25 protein-coding genes and 1 pseudogene are annotated in these 17,467 nt (G+C 58.3%); 14 read left to right on the top strand and 12 right to left on the bottom strand.

The window, feature by feature from the left end:
- Nucleotide 1: 1 nt before the first annotated feature.
- The 12 genes from Q8O96_RS24975 to Q8O96_RS25030 all read right to left on the bottom strand — a co-directional run bounded on the left by Q8O96_RS24975 (nucleotide 2) and on the right by Q8O96_RS25030 (nucleotide 6,868).
- A complete protein-coding gene (locus Q8O96_RS24975) occupies nucleotides 2-238 on the bottom strand; it encodes a DUF4224 domain-containing protein (protein WP_305949638.1) in 237 nt (78 codons plus the stop codon).
- 8 nt (nucleotides 239-246) lie between these two features.
- The gene (locus Q8O96_RS24980) at nucleotides 247-504 is read right to left on the bottom strand and encodes a hypothetical protein (RefSeq protein ID WP_305949639.1); all 258 of its coding nucleotides are present in this window, start codon (nucleotides 502-504) and stop codon (nucleotides 247-249) included.
- A complete protein-coding gene (locus Q8O96_RS24985) occupies nucleotides 501-2,468 on the bottom strand; it encodes a DNA cytosine methyltransferase (protein WP_305949640.1) in 1,968 nt (655 codons plus the stop codon). The genes Q8O96_RS24980 and Q8O96_RS24985 overlap by 4 nt, the downstream gene beginning before the upstream one ends.
- Nucleotides 2,465-3,082 (bottom strand): hypothetical protein, encoded by a 618-nt coding sequence (locus tag Q8O96_RS24990; RefSeq protein WP_305949641.1) that lies wholly within the window; start codon nucleotides 3,080-3,082, stop codon nucleotides 2,465-2,467. The genes Q8O96_RS24985 and Q8O96_RS24990 overlap by 4 nt, the downstream gene beginning before the upstream one ends.
- Nucleotides 3,083-3,158: 76 nt before the next feature.
- Nucleotides 3,159-3,971, bottom strand: a complete 813-nt coding sequence (locus Q8O96_RS24995) for a DUF2303 family protein (protein ID WP_305949642.1) — start codon at nucleotides 3,969-3,971, stop codon at nucleotides 3,159-3,161.
- A 41-nt stretch (nucleotides 3,972-4,012) separates the two neighbouring features.
- Nucleotides 4,013-4,363, bottom strand: coding sequence for a hypothetical protein (locus Q8O96_RS25000; RefSeq protein WP_102879044.1), 351 nt, complete (start codon nucleotides 4,361-4,363; stop codon nucleotides 4,013-4,015).
- Between the two features lie 50 nt (nucleotides 4,364-4,413).
- Entirely contained in the window at nucleotides 4,414-4,656 is a 243-nt protein-coding gene (locus tag Q8O96_RS25005; protein WP_305949643.1) for a pyocin activator PrtN family protein, read from the bottom strand.
- Nucleotides 4,653-5,036: a hypothetical protein gene (locus Q8O96_RS25010; RefSeq protein ID WP_305949644.1), complete on the bottom strand. Its 384-nt coding sequence runs from the start codon at nucleotides 5,034-5,036 to the stop codon at nucleotides 4,653-4,655. The genes Q8O96_RS25005 and Q8O96_RS25010 overlap by 4 nt, the downstream gene beginning before the upstream one ends.
- Nucleotides 5,033-5,308 carry a phage antirepressor KilAC domain-containing protein gene (locus Q8O96_RS25015; protein ID WP_058434354.1) on the bottom strand — a complete coding sequence of 92 codons (276 nt, stop codon included), beginning with the start codon at nucleotides 5,306-5,308 and terminating at the stop codon, nucleotides 5,033-5,035. Before Q8O96_RS25015 ends, Q8O96_RS25010 begins: the two co-directional genes overlap by 4 nt.
- A gap of 10 nt (nucleotides 5,309-5,318) precedes the next feature.
- Nucleotides 5,319-5,894: a deoxynucleotide monophosphate kinase gene (locus Q8O96_RS25020; protein WP_305949645.1), complete on the bottom strand. Its 576-nt coding sequence runs from the start codon at nucleotides 5,892-5,894 to the stop codon at nucleotides 5,319-5,321.
- On the bottom strand, nucleotides 5,891-6,079 hold the full coding sequence (locus tag Q8O96_RS25025; protein WP_305949646.1) for a hypothetical protein: 189 nt from the start codon (nucleotides 6,077-6,079) through the stop codon (nucleotides 5,891-5,893). Before Q8O96_RS25025 ends, Q8O96_RS25020 begins: the two co-directional genes overlap by 4 nt.
- Nucleotides 6,080-6,217: 138 nt before the next feature.
- Complete coding sequence (locus tag Q8O96_RS25030) at nucleotides 6,218-6,868, bottom strand: helix-turn-helix transcriptional regulator (RefSeq protein ID WP_305949647.1); 651 nt, start codon at nucleotides 6,866-6,868, stop codon at nucleotides 6,218-6,220.
- Nucleotides 6,869-6,964: 96 nt separating this feature from the next.
- Between Q8O96_RS25030 and Q8O96_RS25035 the strand changes: the two genes are divergently transcribed.
- The 14 genes and pseudogenes from Q8O96_RS25035 (at nucleotide 6,965) to Q8O96_RS25100 (ending at nucleotide 17,466) form a co-directional block, all read left to right on the top strand.
- A complete protein-coding gene (locus tag Q8O96_RS25035) occupies nucleotides 6,965-7,195 on the top strand; it encodes a YdaS family helix-turn-helix protein (protein WP_077934323.1) in 231 nt (76 codons plus the stop codon).
- Nucleotides 7,196-7,515: 320 nt separating this feature from the next.
- Complete coding sequence (locus tag Q8O96_RS25040; protein WP_305949648.1) at nucleotides 7,516-8,004, top strand: phage regulatory CII family protein; 489 nt, start codon at nucleotides 7,516-7,518, stop codon at nucleotides 8,002-8,004.
- Nucleotides 7,997-8,203, top strand: a complete 207-nt coding sequence (locus tag Q8O96_RS25045; RefSeq protein ID WP_305949649.1) for a TraR/DksA C4-type zinc finger protein — start codon at nucleotides 7,997-7,999, stop codon at nucleotides 8,201-8,203. Before Q8O96_RS25040 ends, Q8O96_RS25045 begins: the two co-directional genes overlap by 8 nt.
- Nucleotides 8,200-9,237, top strand: coding sequence for a PriCT-2 domain-containing protein (locus Q8O96_RS25050; protein ID WP_305949650.1), 1,038 nt, complete (start codon nucleotides 8,200-8,202; stop codon nucleotides 9,235-9,237). The genes Q8O96_RS25045 and Q8O96_RS25050 overlap by 4 nt, the downstream gene beginning before the upstream one ends.
- Nucleotides 9,238-10,731, top strand: coding sequence for a primase-helicase family protein (locus tag Q8O96_RS25055; RefSeq protein WP_305949651.1), 1,494 nt, complete (start codon nucleotides 9,238-9,240; stop codon nucleotides 10,729-10,731).
- Between the two features lie 248 nt (nucleotides 10,732-10,979).
- The gene (locus tag Q8O96_RS25060; protein ID WP_102879053.1) at nucleotides 10,980-11,363 is read left to right on the top strand and encodes a hypothetical protein; all 384 of its coding nucleotides are present in this window, start codon (nucleotides 10,980-10,982) and stop codon (nucleotides 11,361-11,363) included.
- A complete protein-coding gene (locus Q8O96_RS25065; protein WP_305949652.1) occupies nucleotides 11,360-11,842 on the top strand; it encodes a hypothetical protein in 483 nt (160 codons plus the stop codon). The genes Q8O96_RS25060 and Q8O96_RS25065 overlap by 4 nt, the downstream gene beginning before the upstream one ends.
- A gap of 264 nt (nucleotides 11,843-12,106) precedes the next feature.
- On the top strand, nucleotides 12,107-12,448 hold the full coding sequence (locus Q8O96_RS25070; RefSeq protein WP_305949653.1) for a phage holin family protein: 342 nt from the start codon (nucleotides 12,107-12,109) through the stop codon (nucleotides 12,446-12,448).
- Nucleotides 12,449-12,691: 243 nt separating this feature from the next.
- Nucleotides 12,692-13,765 (top strand): DUF4062 domain-containing protein, encoded by a 1,074-nt coding sequence (locus Q8O96_RS25075; RefSeq protein ID WP_305949654.1) that lies wholly within the window; start codon nucleotides 12,692-12,694, stop codon nucleotides 13,763-13,765.
- A 293-nt stretch (nucleotides 13,766-14,058) separates the two neighbouring features.
- A pseudogene (locus Q8O96_RS25080) lies at nucleotides 14,059-14,400 on the top strand (phage holin family protein).
- Nucleotides 14,401-14,460: 60 nt separating this feature from the next.
- Nucleotides 14,461-14,778 (top strand): HNH endonuclease, encoded by a 318-nt coding sequence (locus tag Q8O96_RS25085; protein WP_305949655.1) that lies wholly within the window; start codon nucleotides 14,461-14,463, stop codon nucleotides 14,776-14,778.
- A 174-nt stretch (nucleotides 14,779-14,952) separates the two neighbouring features.
- The gene (locus tag Q8O96_RS25090; RefSeq protein WP_305949656.1) at nucleotides 14,953-15,483 is read left to right on the top strand and encodes a P27 family phage terminase small subunit; all 531 of its coding nucleotides are present in this window, start codon (nucleotides 14,953-14,955) and stop codon (nucleotides 15,481-15,483) included.
- Nucleotides 15,446-17,281 carry a terminase large subunit gene (locus Q8O96_RS25095; RefSeq protein ID WP_305949657.1) on the top strand — a complete coding sequence of 612 codons (1,836 nt, stop codon included), beginning with the start codon at nucleotides 15,446-15,448 and terminating at the stop codon, nucleotides 17,279-17,281. The genes Q8O96_RS25090 and Q8O96_RS25095 overlap by 38 nt, the downstream gene beginning before the upstream one ends.
- Nucleotides 17,278-17,466, top strand: a complete 189-nt coding sequence (locus tag Q8O96_RS25100; protein WP_123430622.1) for a hypothetical protein — start codon at nucleotides 17,278-17,280, stop codon at nucleotides 17,464-17,466. Before Q8O96_RS25095 ends, Q8O96_RS25100 begins: the two co-directional genes overlap by 4 nt.
- The last annotated feature ends 1 nt before the right edge of the window (nucleotide 17,467 follow it).

Genomic DNA, 17,467 nt, shown 5'->3' on the forward strand with positions numbered 1-17,467 from the left:
CTTACCCCACGCGCGAAAGATCAAGTGACCAGGTTTCGGCGGCCACGTTTTCGGCGGACGGCTTGACTCCTGCCAGCTTCATTCGGGCATAGACTCGCCCAACCACGGGGCGTCTTGCCCCCGTTAGGACGAACTTCCACCCGTTTTGATTGAGCCAGTCCAGTTGCTTTGATGGAATCTGGTATCCAGTGATGGCTGCCAGCTCTTCCTCGGCGAGTGTTTCGCTTTGAATTTCCATGTTGCTTCTCATGGCTGGTGCCCCTCGATGATCATGCAGTAGTGGAACCACCGATTTTTCTGTGTCTTGTGGTTGATCCTGCGCAGCTCCCCGGGACGCGACCAATGGTTGCCGTGACCGATCACCTCGATATCGCTTTTCCCGCGACCGACACTCACGCGCACGAGGCAACCTATCGGCCACGCTTTTTTCACGGCTGTTGCAAGTGCGAGATTCGCTTCCTCGACGGCGTTCTGGCATGCCAATACATCATCGCGCTTGCTCATGCGGCCTCCTTAAACTGCTCGGCTTGGCGCCAAGGGTCATTTGCGCGGGCGAGGGCTGCCATTGGCGGTGGGCTGACACTGTTGCCGCACATGTGAACTTGTTGGGTCTTGGTGAATGGCTTGCCGTCGGCGCCGTGGCTGATGATGTAGTCAGAGGGGAAGCCCTGAGCCTTGTACAGCTCAGAGGGCTGCAGCATCCGCAGGCAGATATCGACGATCACATACGGCGTTCCCTTAATCGTGACGGTGACCAGGCCCAGGCGATCCTTGGTGGTGATCGTCGGGGCTGGATCGCCGGCAGCGCTCACGTTCTCGGTGCCGTAGTAACTGATGAGGAATGCCGCGACGCGCAAGGCTCCCTCTTCGTGTTCCGGCGATAGGGTGTACTCGACCACGCCGTGATGGGTGCCAGCTGCGCTGACGGTGTGCAGTGGTTCGGCACAGTCCTTCGCATCACAGTTGCCGCGCAGGTGCAGCAGGCTCGCCGTAACCAGCTGTTGCTGGCTACCTGAGTTGGTCACCGTGGTCATTGGGGCCTCAATGCTCTTGGCGGCCGTGGTGTTGAAGCCGCCGTTCATCTGGGCCATGAGCGCAGTCACCACTGATCGGTGGTTCTGAGTCATCAAGGTGCCAGCAGGCTGGTCAATTGGCGCCGGCTTGCCGGAGTACTCAGGGCCGCCAGTACCCACCAGCACAGCGCCGGCTATGGCGTGCTTGACGCCGCCGGCAACAACGGTGCCCAGCGGCCGGTCAAGGCCAGGCACTCTGGGTTCCTGGCCGGTGCGCTCGCCGTATCCGGTTTGGATCAGGGTTGGGCTGATCAGCGTCAGCTCACCTCGATTCGCGCAGGTCACAGTCGGTAGCGGGGCGGACGGGTCGTTGATCCGGTCGCTGCCCTGGTGCGTTGCTGGCGCGATGATCGGGCTGGCCATGGCGAACGATCCGCCGCGGGGCCAGGACGTCACGGTCCGCAGCGGTTCATGGGCTGACTGCACGCTGTCGCCGGACCAGTTCGCAATAGGCACGATGAACGGGTCAGCGGCATCAATGACGAATTTCTTCATGCCCTTGGCGATTCGCCGCAGGGTGGCATCTGCCAGCGGCGTCGGCCTCCCGAAAATGCTTTTGCTCGGGATCGTCCAGTCAATGCACTCGGCGGCGGTGCGCCACTTCTTCTGGCCCTTGGCCGGGTTCTTGGCATGGGTTGGCTCTGGCCACACGATGGGCTGGCCGTCGCAGCGTGCGATCATGAACAAGCGCTCGCGGCTGGTTGGTGCGCCGTAGTCGCAGGCCCTGAGTACGCGCCATTCGACGGTATAGCCCAGTCCTCCCAGCAGTTGTACAAAACGGCGCCAAGTGGTGCCGCGACGTTTCGGGTCAGGCACCAAGAACTGATTCGACACCGGCACGTGCTCTCCAACATCGGCAACCCGGTTGATTTTGCTCTTGGGCTTGGTGGGGTGCTGCACCAGGTTGAGGGTGACGACTCGACCGGTCGCCTTGTCACGCTTGGCCACCAGGGGGCCCCACTGCAGGATCTGTTTCACGTTCTCCAGGCTGATCACCCGGGGCTTTTTCTTGCCGGCCCATTTCAACCCGATCCACGAAAGGTTCCGTATTTCGCGCTTGCGTGGCTGGCCGCCGGCGGCCTGGCTGTGGTGTGTGCAGTCCGGCGACATGTGGAACCAGCCGACGGCCTTGCCGCCGCATTCGGTGTCCGGATCACCGTCGAACACGTCGGTGGTGTAGTGCACTGCGCCCGGGTGATTCACGGTGTGCATGCTGATCGCTGCAGGGCTGTGGTTCTTCGCGACGTTCACTGCGCGGCCCAGGCCCATCTCCAGGCCGGTTCCGGCACCCCCGCCACCGCAGAAAAAGTCAACGACGATCTCATCGTCTTGAGTGTTCAGTCCGAGGGAGTACTGAGTCTTGAAGTTGAAAGGAGGCGCCTTCAAGGAGGTCATGCCGCGTCCTCCTGGCCCAGCTCGCGGGCTTCGCGCTGCTGGTGCAGCTCGTAGGCTTCCCGAAGTGCTTCGCGTACATGCGGATAGCCCTCGGTGTCTGCCTCATGCGGGAAGGTGATGGTGCTGTTCTCAAGGCTGCCCCAGAGGTCGCCGTGGGTGTTGAGCCATTCAATGAGTTGGGTGTCCAGCGATTCGCCGTTGTGCGCTGTAGCGGCGGTGACGGTGTGGAAGACTCGATAGGCCAGGGCGCGGGCTAGGGCGGCCAGGGCATCTGCTTTGGCCTGGACGGGGGCAGTCCCTGGGATTGCCTTGTACGTCGAGGCAGCAAGACCCAGGGCCTGGGCGATGCTGATCAGGGTCTGGTGGTCTTCCAGGGTGAAGGGTTGCGCCTTGAGCTGACGCTGGCGGGTGTTGTGGTCGGCGAGTTGCTTTTTCAGTTCCTCGCGGGCCTCGACAGCTCGGGCCAGATCGTTGTTCAGGGCATAGATCCGGTCGCGGTCGTCTGCTGTGGCGCGTGCCAAGGCGCGCAGGAACGCTCGGCGGGTGAAGTACACAAGTAACGCCAGCCCAGTCAGCTGGCCCGCTGCGATGATGATCAGGTGTTGAGTTTGCATGTGCTGTGATCCTCGTTAGAGCCCGCCGCCGGATGTGTAACGTGGTGAGAGGACGGCGGCGGGGTGTTGCAGGTGGTTACGCCAGCTTGAAGCTGCCGATGGTCAGCGTTGCGGCGGTGCCCACATCGGCCTGGACGACTTCTTTAAACTCCTGGGCCAGGTCTTCGCGCAGTTGTTCCTCGCCGATCCAGCGCAGCTTGAGCAGCGGCTTGTCGCCGCCGGTCAGTACCGCCACACGCAAGCGGATGGTTCTCGCCGTGAGCCCTTCGTAGGGTTCGACGGTGAAGCGGAATTCAGCGGGCAGCCCTTCGGACGACTTGGCCTCGATCTGGTCCATGGCGGAGCGCGATGCGCTCAGATCGCCCACGACGTGCTCACTCTTGCGGGCCTGCTCGATGCTGATCGAGCGAATGGCACTCGCTGCTTTGCGCAAGTCGATGGGGGAGTCGTCGGCGGCCAGGGAAGTCAGGTTAGGGGCCCAGTCTTCGATCCAATCACTCAGGTCTTTCTGCGGAAACGTCGTGGCGGCAGCACGCTCCAGAGCCTGAAACCCGGCGGTCTTGCGCAGGTTCAGCGTTGCGGTGAAGTCGCCGTGACCAGGGGCGGTGACGTCGCCGAGGTTGAAGTACACCGTGCAGCGCATCTGTTCTGCGTCAACGAAGCCGGCGGCTGGAGCTTCGGTGCTGTGGTGTTGCACGTAGTTGCCGAAGTCGTGCAGCGAGTGGGTGACCAGCTCGCCGCGAAAGCGGCTGCGCAGAGGCTGGAACTTTTCGATGCTGTGTATCTTCTGGTCGGACGGCAGCACCAGGGTTGGGGTGTGGGTGTCCAGGCGCTTGGCGTGGGCCAGGATGGCGGTGTCTTGGAGCAGTTGAATTGCTTTGGCTTCCATTGGATCTGTTCCTTGTGGTGAGAGGTTTGGAGCAGGGTGGTTTAGGACTTGGCGTGAATCGGTGCGTCGTTCCGGTCGAACAACTGCCCAGGGCCCGGGGCCTCGGCGAAGAGGGTCAGGCGCCCGCCTTCGTTGACATGCATCGGCGTGTCGAGGGTGGTGTCCTCGCTGCGGCTACCGCGTTTGGTTGGCACCTTGTAGGCCAGCTTGTGATTGACGGTCACCTGATGGCTGGATGCGATCTGGCTCAACGTGAAGGTGATGGTCACGGTGCCGACCTTGCTGTGGTCAACCACGCCTGCAGCGACTTCTGAAAGCGCGTGGCCGATCTGGCTGGCGAATACTCCGGCGTTGAGTTCGCCGATGAATTCGGCGGTGTCGGTTGGTTTCATGTGCTGTGTCTCACTGGATGTTCGCCCCTGGACGGCAGGGGCCACCGTTGTCAGGCCGCGGCTTTCTCCGCTTGGGCGTCGAGGTAGGCGGCCAGGTTGTGCAGGTAAACCACGGGTTTGGCGCGTGCAGACCCGTGAAGGCGAGTCACAATCAGCTTCACCCGGCCCTTTTTGATTTCGCTGAGCAGATGCCGGTCAGTGCGGATGTGCGCGAAATACTGCTCCCGCACCGCCGCCAGGGTGGGGCAGGGCGTGGCGAACTGGCGCCGCAGTTGGTCGAGGGTGTCGTTCATGTGCTTACCTCCCCGGCCCCCACCTCGGCGGGCTGCAGCTTGAGGCGGATCAGTTCCGCCAGCCCCTCTTTGCTGGCGCCTCGGGCGGCGGCGCAGATCAGCCCGCGCTCATCCGCCACGACGGCGCCGAAGGGCGTCTCGGGGACATTGGTCGGGGTGACGTAGGCAATCTGGCCGGGTTGAATCACGCTGCTGACGCACCGATAAACCTCAGCCAGCTCGACCGCACAGGCGGGCATGCTCGCCAGCGCAAGTGTGGCCTCGTTGGCGGTGCCAATCAGGGTGGCCTTGCTCACGGTGCCGGGGCTGGTCAGGTAGATCGGGATCAGAGCCAGGGCGCCGAGTGCTTGGGTGTAGGCGTTGAAGTAGTTGGTCTTCATGCTGCGGCTTCCTTGTTCGCGATGGTGATGCCCAGTTTCTTGGCCAGGTACTGCACGCCGCTTTCGGTGACCATCACCACGGCGTAGTGCTTGTACTGGCCGGACTTGCCGATCTGCACAGAGCGCGGGTCGGAGTACAGGTGGCCCTGGTCGCGGTGGTGGCTGGCCAGGGTCCCGTCCTTTGCCAGCACACGCAGTTCCCGGAGCTTTGCGCGGAAGGCGCGGGGCTTGAGCCCCAGCAGCGCCGCTGTTTCGTCAAGGGTGCGGTTCATGGCCATGTCCTCAGGCTGCGGTCTTGTCCAGGTTGCGGCGCCGGATGACCCGCACGCAGTCGTCGATCAGGCACCGCAAATGCTCTCGATCGCTGGTATTGCGAACGATCAGGTCTGGCTGCTTGACGTGGATGCCAGCCTCGCTGGCGTGTGGGTTCACTGCGGGAGCATCGGGGCGGCTTATGTGGAGGATCGTGCCGCCTCGCTGGCGGATGAACTCGGCTTCGTTCTCGAAGCGGACATCGCTGACGACGAAGCCAACCACGCTCGACAGCGAGTTTTGTAGGTAGTTGAGGTTCTGCTCGGCGATCCTCACCCACACGTCCGGATGCACCATCTGGCGCGCCCACTCTGTGCCCATCGACTGCATCAGTTCACGCGGGGACCGGCCAAGCCAGGCCAAGGTCTGCTCTTTGCGCTCGCCTTCGAAGTCGTCCGGGTCGAGGTTGAAGATCTCCATGAGCCCGGAGCGCAGCGGGTCGGCGAAGGCGTAGTGCTCCAGCAGGTGGTTGCGCACCAGGTGGTCGGCGGCAGTGGATTTGCCCGAACGAGCCGGGCCGGCAAGGCCAATCAGCAATGATTTCATGCTGCGTCACCCCCGAACGGGCCGAGCTCTACCGGTTTGGCGGCGGCAGTGCGGCGGGTGGTGGCGATCACCAGCAGGCCGGTCTGGCGCTGGATCTTGTCGATGGCTTCGGGGCTAGTACAGGCTGCTGGGTGGAGGTACACCGGGCAGCGGATAGGCGAGCTGTGCTGTGTAGTAGTTTGCATGTCTCGTACTCTTGGTGAGAGGTGTACGAGCTAAAGTTAGCAATGGCTAACAGTATTAACAATAGCTGTGGCTATATTATTTTTACGTAATGCAAAAAAAACCGCTCTGAGAGCGGTTTTTTGTTGGCTGATCTTTGATCAGGCTTGAATCTGGCTCGGCGGCATGATGCCTCCGACATAGTGGATTTTCTCGATCTCCGTTCGTGGGATGGTAACCCTCCCATAGGTGTCGTTAACTGACATCAGGCTGACTTCTTCGTCATTTGAATACAGCAACTCTTTAATCATGTGCTCGCCGCTAGTCTTTGATACCAGCACATATTCGCCAGGTACTAAGACGTGGCGGGGATCGCACCACACAATCCAACCATTCCTGATGGCTGGTGCCAGCGCATCGCCCTTGATGCGCACTGAGTAAACACTTGGGTCCGAAGTAGGTACATCGACCCAGCCACCCGTTGGTGTCAGCTCATCCCACGATCCGTCCGGTTTCACTTGGGCTTGTCCTTGAATGGGCGCCCGCCGGAAACGTGTTGTTAAATTAGGACCTGGCTCAATGCCAAGCGCCATGCCGTCCTGGGCTGAGTGCGCGGGCATCAAGAGTGTTCCACCAGGCAGGCCAATCTTTTCTTCAAGATTTTTGGCTGCTTTATCACCCAATGGGCGATGACCATTCAAAAGCTGGGAGATGTAGGACGCGTCGAGGTTATAGCGGTCTGCAAACTCTTTGGTTTTCAGGTCGCCAATAAGCTTTCGCAGAGCGTCAATTCGTAGCTGGCTGATATTCATCCAAGCATCTTAAATTCGTTTAGCGTTTTGTAAATTGCGCGCAGCTATTGTTAATGCCGTTAGCGGCTGCTAGTCTTTTGCGAAACGGAGGTGCCTATGAGCTTGCATTCATACATAAAAGGTCTCGAGAAAGCAGAGTTGGATAGCTTGGCCAGTCGTTGCCAGACCACGGCGGGTCAGCTTAAGCAAGTCGCCTATCGCAATCGGCGAGCAAATGGTGGTCTTGCTGTGAACATAGAGCGAGAGACACAGGGCGCAGTCACCTGTGAGGAGCTTCGCCCGGATATTGATTGGGCGTACTTGCGCGGCTCAAGGGCTGCGGCATAAAGGGTGCTGGTCCGGGGCCTCTCACCACAAGAATCCCCGGCCCAGCAGTGACAGCACCAGCACATGAATACCGCCACTTGAAACACCGGCCTGGAACCTCTCACCAAAGAAACACCAGGCCGGCAGCTGTGACTTACACGAAGTACATGCAAGTCGCCGCTTATGCGTCGGTCCGGGGCCTCTCACCACAAGAATGACCCGGATCGACTGGAACGATGAGCCGTGCTGCACAGCACGATTCGCACAGCACACCGGTCGTGGGTTGGATGATAGGGCGTGCCCTAACGTCTGGCTACACCGTAACAGGGGCATTTACGGTTATGAGTCGCACAGATCTGTTGCCGGACGCGGGTCCGGTCCTTTCTCTGCGCAAGGCACTTTATCGTGCCGGGCGCGATTATCACGGCGGAATCACCTCGCTAGCCCATGACATGGTCATGGAGTACGACGAGTTACAGAAGAAGCTGAAATTCGATGAGGAGCGCCGCTGGCTGACCCCTGATGACCTGGAAGAGGTCATTAGGCTCACTCAGTACCCGCCACTGCTCGACGCGCTGATGCGTCCGGCTGGGGTGGTTTGGTACAAGCCGATTCCGGTGCCTGCTACAGGTGAGGCGCTCAAGGCCGTCGGCAAGTTGCTTGCGGAAACCGGCGAGTTCGTTTCAAGCATGCACGCTGGGGCTGCTGACAGCATCTGGGAGCCGCACGAAGTGGCGACCCTGGATAAGCATGGCGTCGATGTGATCCGGGCAGTGCTTGGGATCATGGCGGGCGCACGCCAGGCCATGGAGGGACGCGATCGTGGCTGATGACATCGACCGGGCCAACGATCAGGCCGAGTACCTCCTTCAAGTGGCGTTGAGTCGCCGCCAGCGGCGAGCGACAACCGCCGCCAGCGCGGAGTTCTGTGAAGACTGCGATGATCCGATCCCGTCCCTTCGCCAGCAGATGGTCCGGGGTTGCCAGACCTGCGTTAGTTGCCAAGAGTTGCGGGAGGCGCGGCGATGAGCGGCGATAAAATCCCGCTTCAACTCTGCGACCTTCCAGCCCTTCTGCAGTACATCAGCCCTGACCAGCGTGACACGTGGGTCGAGGTTGGAATGGGTTTGAAGTCAGAGTTCGGGCAGGAGGGTTACGGGCCCTGGAACATTTGGAGCCAGAGCAGCAAGACATACGACGGCAAGGCCGCCTTATCGGTGTGGAAGTCGTTCAAGAAAGCCGGCACTGGCATGGGCACAGTTATCAAGATGGCGCTCGACGCTGGCTGGCGGCCTGACAAGACTGAAATGACCGCTGAGGAAAGGCGGCGGTTCGCGGCTGAAGCAGAGTTGCGGCGTAAGCAGCGCCAGGCCGAGGTTGAAGCCGATGAGGCTTTGCTTGAGGAGATGCGGGCACTTGTCGCCGATTGCTGCCAGAAGATCTGGACAGAACATTGCCAGCCGGAAGGCCACAGCCCTTACCTGGATCGGAAACAGGTCGGTGCGTTCGGTATCGGCTTTTTCAAAAACACCGTGATTCTGTCGATTGACGATCACAACAAGCGCTGCCACATCTGGTCGGGCAGCAACGCCATGCAGTTCTTCAATAGCTTGCCCAAGCCTCGACCAGACTCGCTGAGCTTCCTTGTATTCAAGCCGGGCACAGTTGCTGTGCCATTACGGGATGCTTCAGGAAAGCTCTGGAGCTTGCAGGCGATCAACGCACAGGGCACCAAGCTGTTTCCCAAGTACGGGCGTAAGTCTGGATGCTTCCATGTTCTTGGTCCTGTCGATGACCCGCTAGATATCGCGCTTGCTGAGGGATACGCCACGTCTGCCAGTGTGCATATGGCTTTGGCCTGGCCCGTGGCGATGGCTGTCGACTCGGGCAACCTTCCTGCTGTTGCTCGGGCGCTTCGTAGCCAGTTTCCCGCTGCTCGTTTGCTGGTGGCCGGTGACGATGATCCCGATGCGAAAGGCAATCCAGGTAGGACCAAGGCCGAAGCGGCTGCCTCGGCCAATGGTGGCTTCGCGGCCTTTCCGATTTCATTGGAGCAGGCATAAATGGCAATCGACTGGAACGACCTGCACTGCAAGTCTGGTTTGGATGCAGTACGTGAGCAGTTGCTGGGGTCTTTGAAGCCTGGAGCATCCGCACAACCTCCCGATGACTCTGGTGATATTTACGCAACGTCCCCCGAGCTTCTTCCCCGCGCCCCTTCTTCTGAGTGCGAAGTACCAGGCGAAAAAGCGCTTACTCACACCCCCGGGGAGGGGGGAGGGTTCCGCATCAGTGAGCAGGAGCTGCTTCGTGACTTCGTAGTGATCTATGGAATGGACGTGGCGTGGGATTGCGCACGCTCGCGGATGATCAAGCTGTCGGCTATCCGTGAGGCCGTTGGGCGGACGCGCTACAAGTGGTGGCAGGAAAGCGAGCATCGGCGCATGGCTCAAGACGTCGTATTCGATCCCACCGAGCAATGCGGGCCGCTGATGTTGAACCTTTACGACGGCTTTCACGCAAAACCCGATCCTCGGGGGGCGGATGGGTGTTTGCTGATTCGCAAGCACTTGGGGCTGCTCTGCAACAACCGGACTGACGAATACCTATTCCTGTTGAAGTGGATTGCTTATCCGCTCCAGCACCCGGGGACAAAAATGGCGACCGCCGTGGTGATGTTCGGTGCCGAGGGCCCAGGTAAGAGCTTGCTGTGGGAAAAGGTTCTGCGTCGAATCTACGGCGACTACGGTACCACCATCGGTCAGGCCCAGTTGGAAAGCCAGTTCACAGGCTGGCAGAGCCGCAAGCTGTTTGCCCTGGCCGAGGAGGTTGTCAGCCGCGAGGAAATGCGTCACTACAAGGGCGTGCTCAAGCACCTTGTGACGGGCGAGACGTTACAGATCAACGAGAAGAACATGCCGGTCAGGGAGGAGCGCAACCACCTCAATTTCGTGTTCCTGTCCAACTCGACGGTGCCTCTGGCACTGGATGACGGGGATCGGCGCTACCTGGTGCTTTATGTTGATCGAGTGCCGCCGCCGGACTACTTCATAGCCTTGGTGAATGAGATTGATAACGGCGGCATTGAGGCGTTTTACCACTACCTGATGAGCCTGGACTTGACTGGTTTCGGTCCACACTCCAAGCCCCCCTTGAACGAGGAGAAGCAGGGCTTGATCGATGGCAGTTTGCCGGCGCCGCGCTACTTCGTGCGGCGATGGCTGGCTGGCGAGACTGAGTTCCCTGTGACCGCCGCTGTTACCCAAGAGGACCTCTGGCGGGCGTTCTGCAAATGGTGTGATGGGGCCAATGAGTTCAAGCGACGACAACGTGACTTCACCCAGGAGGCTGTGCGGGACTTGAAGCAAGCTCGGCCGGACATTCGTTATCCGACTAAGAGTGATGACTTCAAGACGACGCGAATCTACGTGACGCCCGCGTTACTTGCGGAAAAACAGACCTTGGGGCGCGATTGGGCAGGTAAGGCTGGGCTTGAATGCCGGAAGTTTGCGACAGCTTTCGACAGGCGATCACTGCCTATGCCGGGGGAATTCTGATTCCGACATTCCGACAACATTCCGACAATCAAAAAACACGGGTTATGCCCAATAGGTATTGGCATTCCGACAATCCGACAGACTTTTTAGGATTGCTCATGTGCTCGTATACACAGGCGAGAAACTCGCTAAATGCCTGTCGGATTGTCGGAATCTATACCTAACTAACTGTTTTTATTGATTAAAAGTATTCCGACAGTATTCCGACAATAAACCCGACAGTAAAAAATTCAGTAGGAATTAAGCAAATGGCGATTTACACAATCAAGCAGGGTGTTTTTTCCAAGATTGCCGATGGCATTGAAGAGCTGCTTAAGGCTCGAATCGCTCATTGGAATAGTTTCGGGGAGCTGTTCGGAGGGTTTCGGTTCGTCCTGCATGATGAAGTTGCAGGGGGGTACGACGTCTACCGTCGGCTGGCATTTGAATCGAGCCAGCAGAAAATCCAGAGCTGGATGCCTGCTATCCACTGGGTGTTTGTTGTCAGCACATCGGATGACGGTGTTGACTTGATTTTGATCGAAGACAGTCTGCCTGATTACCTGGAAGCGCTCCGACAGTTGCAGCCATTGGCACAAAGGGCACAGCAACGAGCTGATGAAGTTCGTGTCGAGTTGGGTATGCGGCAATGATTCAAGAAATCGAGGAGTTGATGAAGCATTGGGGCCAACAGTGCTGCCAGGTTGGTGAAGGCGGCGGGCTGGGCAGCCCAATGGCGACGATCATGGAGTGGGGCGGCAGCGCTCCACGTGGCACGCCGGGGCCTCGCTTGCCGGGTGGTGGTGCTGGTATGGATCACATTGCCTGTGAAGTTGCAGCAGCGCTTGCACAACTTGAGCGCCAATCAGAGAAGGGTGCCCAGTTGGCAAAGCTGGCCTACAACCGTTACTTGCCTGAAAGACCCCTGACTGTTCGCGCCCAGTTGGCGCTGCTGGGGCTGTCTGAGGATGCTGACCGGACCTACCGAAATTGGGTTCATCGGCTGCATCAGCAGGTGCAGCTCATTCTCACGGTGCGCAGCGCTAAGACACGCGGTATCACTCGCTGCAGTGGGCATGCTGAAACGGATCTGACCCGGGTTTCGACGGTGAAACGCCGGCAAGCCTGCTGACCGTTCGTCGGGGTGGTTTACCTCAAAGGTGAGCCAAAGTTGCGCCAAAGTTGCGTGGAATTGAACAACCGAAAATGACCCCTTTTCGGTTTTTCCGGAGAGGGGTAAAAAGTCCCCACGATATGCAATTTGCGCCTTGGCGCTTCACCTGAGCACGTGCTGTGCACCTCGCCCTGGCCTTGGCCAGGACACTGAAAACCCCGTCACTCTGGCGGGGGTTTTCTTTTTCCGGCGTTCGCCGCGCTCCCTCATTTGAGACCCGTTATGACAAACGAGCAGCAAGCGTTGGCAGAAATGCCGATCTGGTTGGTAATCGTCCTGGCCCTGGTCGGAGGTGTATCCGGCGAAATGTGGCGGGCAGACAAGGATGGGGCTCGGGGTTGGGTGCTGCTTCGGCGTCTGGCGCTGCGTTCTGGTGCCTGCATTGTCTGCGGCATGGCCGCGATGATGCTGCTGATCGGCGCTGGTGTTTCGGTTTGGACGGCGGGAGCATTCGGGTGCCTGACGGCGATGGCCGGAGCCGATGTCGCGATTGGCCTGTACGAGCGTTGGGCGGCGCGGCGGATTGGGATTTTGCAGTCGCACTCCGGCGATGATGCAGCCTAAGAGTCACCGATATCTATAACCGTGGCTTGGGTGTCCAACAGCGACTTAACGGAAAAAGGTGTGATAGCTGAGCTGAAGCAATGGGTAATTTTGATCTTCCTTAGGCACACGACATTCCCTAGTTTGGTAGAAATTAGCGTGTGCCGAGTAAGCTCGATACGAATCTAAAGCTTGTACGTGTTAGGGCTGGACGCACTGATTTCATTTTGTTAGTTTTGAAAAAATAGATCAGGGAAGAGTAAAATGAGCAGTAAATTTCAGATATTCGTTAGCTCAACCTATGTTGACTTAAAGGAGCCGCGAGATCTTGTAATTAAGGCTGTCTTGGAAATGGGGCATATTCCTGTGGGCATGGAAATGTTCAGTGCTGCGGACGAAGAGCAATGGAACATCATCCAGCGTCAGATTGATCAGAGCGATTATTATATTCTTATAATGGCGAATCGCTATGGCTCGGTTACCGATGATAATATTAGTTACACTGAGAAAGAGTTTGACTATGCACGCTCGAAGGGGGTTCCCTGTCTCGGGTTTATTTTGGACTCTTCAACTCCTTGGCCTTCTAACCTCACTGACACTGAACCCAATCAAGTTGCAGCATTAAATCTATTCAGAGATAAAGTGAAGCAGAGACCTGTTTCTTTCTGGAAAAATAACGATGATCTTTATGGAAAGTGCTCGATTGCGTTGATGAAAGCTTTTGTTGCATATCCTCGAGAGGGTTGGATCCGTGCATCACAGTACTCCGACAGCAAGTTAACTAGTGAGCTGGCTCGGTTGAGTGCTGAAAACGCTCAACTTCGTAGTGCAGCCAAAGCCCATAATGAAAAATCAGAGAAGGCAGAAGAAGTCAGGGGAATTCTAAGAACACTTCAGGCTAATAGTAGGGAAATTTGGGTATGGAAGAAAAAAAGTGATACTTGGGAGGAAGTGAAGTCAACTAACTTGTTAGAGCTGTTTAGAGAGTTAGGCCCCGGGATGCTAGTGGAAAATTCGGTGGCTGCGATATCACGTTACGCTGCTCAAATTATATGTGGGTTAAATTCTTCAGAGTTTCGGCGTGATTATCCTGTTCCCTCTAATAGTGTCAAAGAGTGGATGGCAGATTTTGCAACTCTTGGTTTAGTTAAACCATCAGCAAAAAAGAAACCAGTTGCGGATAAAGACGAGTATTGGACGCTAACAGAACAAGGTCAGGCAGTTCTGTCTTTTATGCGTCTAATGATGTTGGAGCAACCAAGGAAATTACAGGGCTCTGAACCTATGGCGGAGAAAGCTTCGGGTGGAGATGCTAGCGCTGAGCATCAAGAAAAATAGCCAAGCGAATAGAGGATGCAGTTTTCTTCTAATGGTCCGGATGACGCTCTCGCGTTATGGTTTTTTTGTGGCAAGGTTATGGTTATATTGTATTGTGCTGAAAATGGTGATTTCGGACTAGGTAGAGTCACGTAAAAAAGTACCCACGATGTCTGAGAACCGCTTAGGCTCATTTGCAAAACCAAACCCGGCGCTGTGCATTTTATCTTTAACCTTCCTGTGCTCGTTAAACCTACCCCGCTTAGAGCGGGGTTTTCTTTTTCGGGACGTTATTTTTATTCTTGAATCACAGCATGACAAATGATCAACAAGCGCTAATAGAAATGTTGCTGTGGTTGGTGATAGTTCTTGCTCTGGTCGGTGGCATGTCCAGAAAGATTTGGCGGGCAGACAAGGACGGCACCCGGGGTTGGATGCTGTTGCGGCGCCTGGCGCTGCGATCTGGCGCCTGTATCGTCTGGGAGATGGATGCACTGATGCTGCTGATCGGCGCCGGGGTTTCGATCTAGACGGCGGGCGCCTTCGGGTGCCTGACGGCGATGGCCGGTGCCGATGTCGCCATTGGCCTATACGAGCGGTGGGCGGCCAGACGGATTGGAGTTTCGCAACCGCCCTCCGGCGATGGAGCGGTCTGAACGTCGAGGGGGGGCATAACCGCGGCTTTCGGGCTTGAGTTGGTAAAGGAGGACGAACTGATGCCCGCACCTGCAATGCCAGCGAAGGTCATCAGCCCCTACAACTACCGGTGGCAGCAAGCGCGCGAAGGTTTTCTGCGCAAGCATCCGCTGTGTCGCAATTGCGAGCGGCGCGGCATCGTCGAGGTGGCCGGTGTGGTTGACCACATCGTTCCTCACCGCGGTGACATGACCCTGTTCTGGGATCGCAACAACTGGCAGTCGCTCTGCATCCCTTGCCACAACTCCTACAAGCAGCGACTGGAGAAATCCGGGCGCGAGGTTGGTTGCGATCAGGGCGGAAAGCCCCTGGATCCGGGCCATCATTGGAATCGGTGAGTGCGCACCAAAACTGTGCAAAAAATGACCATTTTCGGGGAGGGGGGGCAAAAAAATCCTTTCCCGAAAACGTTCTAGACCGTTCGCCCCTCTCTCTGTGCAACGCCGGGAAAAATGGCAAGGGGGGGTATGAAAAGGTCAGGGGGTTAAGGCTCGATTTTCAAGGAGGTTCACATGGCTGGAAACGGCAATTCAGGTCGGACGGCCAAGCCGACAGTGCTGCATTTGTTGGACGGCAACAAGAGCAAGAAGAATTTCAGCGCCTTGATGGATGACCTGACATCCACGGCGATTCCGGTTCAGGCCCCGCCGATGCCCGACTGCCTTTCCGATGGTGCGGTCGCCGAGTGGGAACGCCTGGTTCCAGACCTGCTGGTCCTGGGGCTGGTGACCAAGCTCGACATGATGGCGCTCGCCAGCTACTGCGAAGCCGTCGCCGACTGGCAGGGCTTTCGCCGCCGGATTGCAGAGGTCAATGCCCAGCACGCCGGCCTGGAGCAGGGCGACATCCAAACGTTCGCCACTGGGGCCAAGCAGATATCCATCTGGCGCCAGTTGGCGAATGACGCCGAGAAACGTGCCAACGCTGCCGGGGCGCAATTCGGATTCTCGCCTATGGCGCGTCGCAATCTGAAAGTCACGGCGCCACAAGGTGAGCTGTTCCCTAATGAGCCAAAAGACGCCGCCAGCAAGTACTTCAGCTGATCTGGACCGTGCCACCGAGTTCGCTCGGGCGGTCATTGCCAAGCAAATAGTTGCCGGCCCCGATGTTCGCAATGCCTGTCGCCGGCACATGCGCGATCTGCGTAGCGGGCACAAGCGTGGCCTGGTCTTCGACTTGAAGTCAGCCAATCGGGCCATCGGCTTTTTTGAGGATGTCCTCTGCCTCAACGGCGGCGAGTATGAAGGGCTGCCCTTCATCCTGGCCCCGTGGCAAGCCTTCATCGTTGGCAGTCTGTTTGGTTGGAAGACTCAGGACGGTTACCGGCGCTTTCGGATTGCCTACATTGAGACGGCCAAAGGCAGTGGCAAGTCGCCCCTGGCGGCGGGCATCGGCCTGTATGGCTTGGTTGCGGACGGCGAGGCTCGGGCTGAGATCTACGCTGCAGCCACGAAAAAGGATCAGGCCATGGTCCTGTTCCGTGATGCGGTGTCGATGGTCGACATGTCGCCGCACCTCAACGCTCGGCTGCATCGTTCGGGTACCGGGGACAAGGTCTGGAACCTGTACTACCCGAACGCGGGTTCGTTCTTCAAACCGATCAGTGCCGACGATGGCCAGTCCGGCCCGCGTCCACACATCGGGTTGCTGGATGAGGTGCATGAGCACAAGACCGCGACGGTCATCAACATGCTGCGCGCTGGTACAAAGCACCGGAAACAGGCGCTGATCGTGATGATCACCAACAGTGGCTCGGACAAGACCAGCGTTTGCTGGGAGCACCACGAACTGGGCTCGCGGATCTGTGCGGGCAAGGAAGACAACGACAGTGTCTTCGCCTTCATCTGCAGCCTGGACAAGGGCGACGATCCGTTCAAGGACGAAAGCTGTTGGCCCAAGGTGAACCCAAGCCTGGAGTTTGCCCTAGACGGTCAGGTCGATGGCATCCCGGGTCGCAAGTACTTGCGTGAACAGGTCGCCGAAGCCCGCGGTATGCCGTCGAAAGAGGCGGTGGTCCGGCGGCTCAATTTCTGCGAGTGGACCCAAGCCTCTGCGCCGTGGATCTCGTGGGACGTCTGGAGTCAGGCCGCGCAGCGGGTGCGGATGTCGGTGTTGCGTAACCGCCCTTGTGTGGGCGGACTTGACCTGTCCAGTACCACGGACCTGACGGCTTTTGTGCTGCTGTTCTTCCCCACGTACGAGGATCCGCACTGGCGGTTGCTGCCGTATTTCTGGATACCAGATTTCCAGCTGGCTGATCGCGAGAAGCGCGACAAGGTGCCGTACCTGGCCTGGATCAAGGCCAAGGAGCTGGAAACCACGCCGGGCAAGGCCATCAGCAAGCTGTTTGTGCTGCGGCGGTTGCAGACCATCTGCGGCTACTTCGACGTGCGCAAGATCGCCTATGACCGCTGGCGTATCGAGGATCTCCAGCAACTTATGGATGAACACGACATTTGCTTGCCGGAGATCGCGCCCTTTGGTCAGGGCTACAAGGACATGGGCCCCGCGGTGGACGAGTTCGAGCGGCGTCTGCTGGGCAACATCGAGCGTGCGCCACCTGTGCTTGATCCGGACGCCGAAGACGCCGAGTTGATCAGCGATGCCACGGTGGCCGATCTGGTTGAGCCACTCCGGCACGACGACAACCCGGTCATGACCTGGTGCGCGAGCAACGCGGTCATCACCGCCGACCCGGCCAACAACCGCAAGGCGGACAAGTCCAAGGCCATCGGGCGTATTGACGGCATTGTCGCCAGCATCATGGCGACGGGCATCAGTGGGTCGGTCCCTGTGGCTTCCTCGGGTAAATCCATCTACGACGAAGGAGTAAGCATTTGACTCTTATCGCATGGGCCGCGTGGCTCGCTGGCGTGCTGGGCTTTGGCCTGCTCATTGCCGGTATCGCGTTGATCCACATACCGGCGGCGTTCATCGCGGCCGGGCTCTGCCTGCTGTTCTGGGCCTACATCGCTGATAAGGCCGCTGCGGCCTTACACAACAAACAATCCCCCGGAGGTGGCTGAT

It is taken from the genome of Pseudomonas sp. LPH60 (assembly GCF_030718165.1).
In the GTDB taxonomy this organism is placed as follows: Bacteria; Pseudomonadota; Gammaproteobacteria; order Pseudomonadales; family Pseudomonadaceae; genus Aquipseudomonas; species Aquipseudomonas danubii.